This is a genomic window from Bradyrhizobium sp. U531 (assembly GCF_051710265.1).
Classification (GTDB): domain Bacteria; phylum Pseudomonadota; class Alphaproteobacteria; order Rhizobiales; family Xanthobacteraceae; genus Bradyrhizobium.
On record NZ_JASVEN010000003.1, the window covers coordinates 700,620 to 707,795 of the forward strand.

Below are 7,176 nucleotides of genomic sequence, written 5' to 3' on the forward strand. Positions count from 1 at the left end.
AATCGACTATCGGAGCAATCGAGCGAGATGGATTCGGTGAACGCGAGCAGCCGCGAAGCCCTTCAACCAGGGACCTTGCAACCGGGCCTCCTGGAATCGAGCATTGCGTCGGCGACGCAGGGCGTCATCGACGTCCAGCAGGCGGACGGCCATTGGGTGTTCGAGCTCGAGGCCGATTGCACGATTCCCGCGGAATACGTCCTCCTGCGCCATTATCTCGCCGAGCCCGTCGATGTCGCGCTCGAGGCCAAGATCGCCAATTATCTGCGCCGCATCCAGGGCGCCCATGGCGGCTGGCCGCTGGTGCATGACGGCGAGTTCGACATGAGCGCCAGCGTGAAAGCCTATTTCGCGCTGAAGATGATCGGCGACAGCATCGATGCACCGCACATGGTGCGTGCGCGCGAGGCGATCCATGCGCGCGGCGGCGCCGTCAACAGCAACGTCTTCACGCGCTTTCTGCTGGCGATGTACGGCGTCGTGACCTGGCGTGCGGTGCCGGTGCTGCCGATCGAGATCGTGCTGCTGCCGTTTTGGTCGCCGTTCCACCTCAACAAGATCTCCTATTGGGCGCGCACCACCATGGTGCCGCTGATGGTGCTCGCGGCGCTGAAGCCGCGCGCCAGGAATCCGAAGGGCGTCGGTATCGACGAGCTGTTTCTGCAGGACCCGCGCTCGATCCGCATGACGGCGAAGGCGCCGCACCAGAGCATGGCCTGGTTCCTGCTGTTCCGCGCGCTCGACGCGATCCTGCGCGTGGTCGAGCCGATGTTTCCGAAGGCCTTGCGCAAGCGCGCGATCGATGCCGCGCTCGCCTTCACCGAGGAGCGTCTCAACGGCGAGGACGGCATGGGCGCGATCTATCCGCCCATGGCCAACATCGTTATGATGTACGACGCGCTCGGCAAGGACGAGAGCTTCCCGCCGCGCGCGATCACGCGCCGTGGCATCGACAAGCTGCTGGTGATCCACGAGGACGAGGCCTATTGCCAGCCCTGCGTCTCGCCGGTGTGGGACACGACGCTGACCGCGCATGCGCTGCTGGAAGCCGGCGGCGACAAGGCGGTGCCGGCGGCCAAGCAGGGCCTCGACTGGCTGATCCCGCGGCAGGAGCTCGAGGTGAAGGGCGACTGGGCGGTGAAGCGGCCCGACGTGCGCCCGGGCGGCTGGGCCTTCCAGTACAACAACGCGCATTACCCCGACCTCGACGACACCGCCGTGGTGGTGATGTCGATGGACCGCATGCGCCGTGAGCACGGCGCCACCGGCTATGACGCGGCGATCGCCCGCGGCCGGGAGTGGATCGAGGGCATGCAGAGCGACGACGGCGGCTGGGCCGCCTTCGACGTCAACAATCTCGAATATTACCTCAACAACATCCCGTTCTCGGACCACGGCGCGCTGCTGGATCCGCCGACCGAGGACGTCACCGCGCGCTGCATCTCGATGCTGGCCCAGCTCGGCGAGACCGCCAAGACCAGCAAGCACGTCGCCGACGGCGTGGAATATCTCCGCAAGACCCAGCACCAAGAGGGGTCCTGGTACGGCCGCTGGGGCATGAACTTCATCTATGGAACCTGGTCGGTGCTCTGCGCCCTCAACATGGCCGGCGTCCGCCACGACGACCCCATGATTCGGAAGGCGGCAGACTGGCTGGCCTCGATCCAGAACCAAGACGGCGGCTGGGGCGAGGACGCGGTCAGCTACCGGCTGGACTACCGGGGATGGGAGGCTGCCCCCTCGACCGCCTCGCAAACGGCATGGGCCTTGCTTGCCCTGATGGCGGCAGGCGAGGTTGATCACCCGGCCGTCGCCCGCGGGGTGGAGTACCTGATTGCAACACAAAACAAAAAAGGACTGTGGGACGAGCAGCGGTACACCGCCACAGGCTTCCCCCGCGTGTTCTATCTGCGGTATCATGGTTACCCAAAGTTCTTTCCGCTGTGGGCACTGGCGCGGTATCGGAACTTGCGGAACACCAACAGCAGGGTGGTAGGGGTCGGAATGTGACTTTGGGGACGGGGGACTATTTTTCCGCGGGTAACGCCATCGATCCGCGGCCGATCTTGATTGTGACCGGACTGGTGCAGGAGGCCCGCATCGCGGCCGGGCCGGGCATGGCCGTGATCTGCTCATCCAGCAGCCCGACCCAGCTGCGGGCGCTTTTGACCGTGGTGGATCCCGCCACGATTCGCGGCGTGATCTCGTTCGGCGTGGCCGGCGGGCTCGACCCGACGCTGCGCTCCGGCGACGTCGTGCTGGCGACCGAGGTGCTCGACGGCGACACCAGGTGGGCCGCGGGCCTCTCGCTCGGTGACGATCTGATCGACCGCCTGACCTCGGGCCGCCGCCGCGTGGTGCGCGGCAGCCTCGCCGGTGCCGAGGAAGTGGTCACCAAGAGCTCCTGCAAGGCCGCGCTGCACTCCGAGACGGGCGCGTCGGCCGTCGACATGGAAAGCCACATCGCGGCCGCCTACGCCACTGAAGCCGGTCTGCCCTTTGCCGCGGTCCGCGTCATCAGCGACCCCGCCCACCGCGCGCTGCCGGCGCTCGCCCGCGCCGCGATCAAGCCGAACGGCCAGATCGACCTCGCCGCCGTCCTGCGCGGCATCGTGCGCAATCCGGCAACGCTGCACGCGCTGGTCTCGACCGGCATCGACTTCAACCGCGCGCTGCGGAGCTTGCGCGGCTGCCGGGATTATCTGATCGGCACGGAGCTGATCGAGAGCGAAGCGCTGGTGTCGAAGGCGGCTTGAGCCGGTTCGTCGGACTGAACAAATGCGAAAGGCCTGGTCGCCATTGGCGTCCGGGCCTTTTCTTTGATCGGGCCTTTTCTTTGATGCTTGGCCGATGGAGTGAAGCCGCGAAACGGCTTAGACATCGACGCGACCGCTCACTCACGACGAATCATTTCCAGCGACCGTAACGCTTCCCGCATGGCCACCGTAGAGATCTCTGGGAATGCTCGTCTCGCGTATGTGAACTGCACCCGAGCAACGCTCTCGCTTGCAGCGAGACCGGCCGGGTTCAGTCCGCTTCCTGGTCGATTGAGACTGCATGCGGAGTTGGGATGAGCAAACAGACCGTTGGAGAGCCTCCGGATTCGGCGCGGGTTTCGCTCGAACGGGGAATGCAATTCCATGGCGCCGGCAATTGGGAGCGCGCCGAGCAGCACTATCTGGAGGTGTTGCTGGACGATTATCGCAGCACCGATGTTCTCCCGCTCCTTGCGATCGTCGTTGCGAATCGCGGGCATATCGACCGCGCCATCTATTACTGGGACACGCTGCTTTCGATGGAGCCGCATCACCTCAATGCCTTGGCTGCGAAGGGTGGGCTGCTCTACAGGACCGGGCGTTTGACCGAGGCGCTGAGCTGTTTTGAAATCGCGGCCGGCCTCGCTCCCGACGATGCGCTCATCCGCAACAATCTCGCCGTCGCACTGGCCGATAGCGGCCGAAAGGATGAAGCGATCGTCGAGTTCGGCCGAGTGCTTCAGCTCCAGCCTGACAATGTGAACGCCTACCACCAGCTGCGCCGGTTGTCGTCCGCTGTCGTTCCCTTCTGGCACATCCCCATGATGAACGACACGCGGCGCAACGACTGTTTCGAACGGGCGATACGCCGGGCGCTGGCGATACGTGGCTCGAGCGCGCAAGTCCTCGACATCGGCACGGGCAGCGGTCTGCTGTCGATGATGGCGGCGCGCGAAGGCGCCACCAACATCGTCACCTGCGAGACGGTTCCGACCATAACGCGCGTTGCGCAGGAGATCGTCGCCGACAACGGATATGGCGAGCAGATCAAGGTTATCGGCAGATCCTCGGCGACGCTTTCCGTCGGCGAGGATATTCCGACCAGGGCCGACATCCTGATCTCCGAGATCCTGTCCAGCGATCTCCTGGCTGAGGATGTGTTGAGCACGTTTGAAGATGCGCGGCGCCGGCTGATTGCGGAAGATGCGATCGTCATTCCAAAAGCTGCAAGGGCCATTGGCTGCCTTGTGGCAAGCGAAACGCTCACCGCCTACGGCCATGTCGAAATGGCGTCCGGTTTCGACGTCTCGCGGTTCAACAGTCTCGCGCCGCTGCGTCTTCCCATCCATGGAACGATGACGGAATGGACGAGGCTTTCGAACGATTTCGAGATCGCATCGCTGGATTTGACGGCTGCCGCGCATGAGCCGGAGCTGCGGGCCGTCTCGATCCCCGTGATCGCTTCCGGAACCGCCGTCGGCGTCGTTCAATGGATGCATGTCGACTTGATGGACGATATCGTCTTCACCAACCATCCGGACGACTATCATGACGGCGGCTGGCTGCAGGTGCTCCACGTCTTGCCGAAGCCGATGCCCGTCGAAGCGGGATCGGTCGTGGATCTCCTTCTCGGCCATGACAGGTCCACCCTCATCGTGCTCCCGGCAGGCTCGGCGGCGAGCCCACATCCACCGAGCGCACGACGATTATAACGCTGCCGTCATCCTTCCGACCGTCGCCGGACCGGCTCTATGGTTGCCAAGCTCCACGTAACGACGAAACGAGGACGGAGCCCGGTCGCGCAACACGTAATATGGGTTTCGTAACGCCCCATGCATCCTACGGGCTAGAACCCCTCGGTTGGTAGCGCAGGCATGGTCAGCATCTGGCGTTTGAGTTCGCCGATCTGAAACTGCATATCCATAAATCGCTGGAATTCATTGTGCAGAGCTTCATTTTCGAATGGGAGTTGAGGCGCCATCTGCGCAGAACGAAACCATTTGAACATGGCCGACCACTCGATGCTGCCGAGCCACTGAAAAAACCCGGCATTCGAAAGTGAGTCTATTACATGTGAAACACCGTCCGCTGCGGCTCCGAAGCCGTGTAACACAGATGCGAACGCAAGCATTAAGAGAATCAAAAAGGGCATATCGCATCCCCCCAATTAACTCACAGCCGTTAGACACTATGCGATTCGTCTCCGATTCGGTTTGTGGATAGTGGGGATTGCCAATTTTCCGCTCTGTGTGTGTATTTCACCTAATTCGGGAGGCCGGGAAATGGCGAAAAAGACGCAGCGACTCTCTGACGAGTTGTCGGCACGGGAGTTTTCATCAACTCTTGAAAAGATTGGCCGAAGGGATCGCACGGAAAAGGCAGCGTTTGAGCGCGACGTTCTCACGCTCTTCAACAGCACGCAGAATTGGAAAGCAATTCGATTGCCCGGCGGTGGAAACACTCGGCCCGGCGATCTCTTGGTAACTCGCGTCGATCTCGAGCAAGAGCGCCGGTACATCATCGACTGCACTAATGAGGTCAATCCGGGCTCAATCAAGCGAGCCTATGATGGTCTCCGATACCACATCGATAGGTCGCCCGAACGGCCGCCGGACTTTGATGAGTATTGGCACGTTGGTCCCCATATGATCGCCGTGCCGATGCGGAGGAGACCGCGCAACGACCGGCGCTTCCGTGTGCTGGACTTGAGGCAGCTCAAGGCCTTGCTCGCGGCTCCAAAGCCGAAGAGAGAAATGGCCGTCACGAGGATCGGCAAAGCGTTCCAGGCGAACGAGAAGGAGATCATGCTCGCCATCTCCGGCCTCATTCTGCAGATCGAAGAGAAGCTGGAGACGCTCGGCGGTGAACGGCCAAACTCCGACGACGCAAAGGCAAAAAATGCAAAGGACATTTTCGATCTGGAGAAAATGAAAATCGAGCTTGAGAGGATCCGGGAACTCGCCGCAGCTTTCACAAAGGGGAAGGCACCCGAGAAAGATGTCGTCAAATCAGTCAAAACATTTAGGGACGACCTTCACGAATGGTGGGAAGAACGCCACGGCAGTTTGCTTACGACTACAGCCAAGTCCGCCTTATTTGTTTCCTCGGCGAGCGTTCTGGCGTTGATGGGCGCGAACACGCCGACAGCACTATCCGTCGTCGGTGCATTGATCGGCGGCAAGGTGATGTTGAAGACGATTAAGAAGGTAGGCAAGAAGGTTTTGGGCGCGATACAATAAGCTTGGCAGTCGGTCGGTGGTCCGCAGGTCTAGCTTGTAGGCGGGGTGAGGGAGGGGATACCCATCATCGCGTGGCCGTACAACGGCGAGATTCGCTAAGAGTTCTCCCGTCGTTAGGGCGCTGTCACTGTAACTCTGGAAGCGTTACGAACGGCTTGGGGGCGACTATTGGATCAAATATGAGCAAGCACTACATCCGCTATGATGAAGTCGAGGATGTCCTAACATCGATCGATCTACTTGCGATAATGGCTCCGTTGGCCAAAGCAAATCCCTCGTACTGGAAATGGCTCATCATTGGCGCCCAAAATGGGCTGCAAGGTGCCATGGTTTGCCTTCTCACGGGTACGAATGGCATCGGCGTCTTGGATAAAAAGTCCGCCAAAAAGGTTCTCGCGTGGCACGAAAGTCGTTCAGGGCCTTATCCGAATGAGCGCTTAGCCGAGTTTGACGAGTTGCTGGATCGTTGCAGGAATCGCGCCACCGGAAATTCGCTCGCGCTCTCAGACACCGAGCTGCAAGACGTCAAAAAATTGCATGCGATTCTTCGAAACAATTTCGCTCATTTTCAACCCAAGAGTTGGTCAATTGAACGCGCCGGATTGCCACGCATTTTGAACGTCGCTCTCAGTGTCATCGAAGAGATAATGCTCGGAGACGAATTGGATCACAAATTGAGCGGCAATCGCAAGCGACGTCTTCGAAAAGGGATCGCAGCCACCCGCAGAGCAATGGTTTAGAAAGTGAATCGGTCCAGCCCTAGCTCGTAGAATGAGTTGAAGCCTTGCGAAACGTTGGCAACGGTCTCACCCAAGCTCTCGGTTAGTTTTGCGAGGCTCTGTCTCCCCAGAGCCGGCTCGCTCATCTGCGTCAGCGATGGAATTCGCAGGATGGGTTGACGCTTGCGAAGCCCATCGCATCCCGATCACTGCTCTCCGTAATCGTCGTCTGCGCTATCGCACGCCAATCGGCTGGATAGTTACCAAAGCTCGATGTGGCGATCCCACGGGCTGGCGCCACGCGAGGCGTCGGGCAAAACACCCCAGCACCCGTCAACCCCTTCCCACAAAAATATTCCACTTTCCCGAATTTCGGATTTGTGGCATATGACGCTCATCCCGGCCCTGCCAGAGGGGCGCTTCGCGATCGTCACGAGATGCGGGTCGGGGTGCGGTGGACGC

Annotated in this window: 6 protein-coding genes; 5 read left to right on the forward strand and 1 reads right to left on the reverse strand. The window is 60.9% G+C overall.

Translation table 11 applies throughout. The features are described from left to right. Window positions 1–27 precede the first annotated feature (27 nt). From shc to QRQ56_RS19445, 3 genes are all read left to right on the forward strand, one after another. Window positions 28–2,010, forward strand: coding sequence for a squalene--hopene cyclase (gene shc, locus QRQ56_RS19435; protein ID WP_438742307.1), 1,983 nt, complete (start codon window positions 28–30; stop codon window positions 2,008–2,010). Beyond that, window positions 2,007–2,756 carry a phosphorylase gene (locus tag QRQ56_RS19440; protein ID WP_438742308.1) on the forward strand — a complete coding sequence of 250 codons (750 nt, stop codon included), beginning with the start codon at window positions 2,007–2,009 and terminating at the stop codon, window positions 2,754–2,756. The genes shc and QRQ56_RS19440 overlap by 4 nt, the downstream gene beginning before the upstream one ends. 314 nt (window positions 2,757–3,070) lie before the next feature. After that, entirely contained in the window at window positions 3,071–4,468 is a 1,398-nt protein-coding gene (locus tag QRQ56_RS19445; RefSeq protein WP_438742311.1) for a tetratricopeptide repeat protein, read from the forward strand. Window positions 4,469–4,602: 134 nt separating this feature from the next. On the opposite strand, the gene QRQ56_RS19450 is transcribed toward QRQ56_RS19445, so the two are convergent. Beyond that, window positions 4,603–4,908, reverse strand: a complete 306-nt coding sequence (locus tag QRQ56_RS19450; protein ID WP_438742313.1) for a hypothetical protein — start codon at window positions 4,906–4,908, stop codon at window positions 4,603–4,605. Window positions 4,909–5,038: 130 nt separating this feature from the next. On the opposite strand from QRQ56_RS19450, the gene QRQ56_RS19455 reads away from it, so the two are divergent. Next, window positions 5,039–5,995: a hypothetical protein gene (locus QRQ56_RS19455; RefSeq protein WP_438742316.1), complete on the forward strand. Its 957-nt coding sequence runs from the start codon at window positions 5,039–5,041 to the stop codon at window positions 5,993–5,995. 179 nt (window positions 5,996–6,174) lie between these two features. Beyond that, window positions 6,175–6,735 (forward strand): hypothetical protein, encoded by a 561-nt coding sequence (locus QRQ56_RS19460; RefSeq protein WP_438742317.1) that lies wholly within the window; start codon window positions 6,175–6,177, stop codon window positions 6,733–6,735. The last annotated feature ends 441 nt before the right edge of the window (window positions 6,736–7,176 follow it).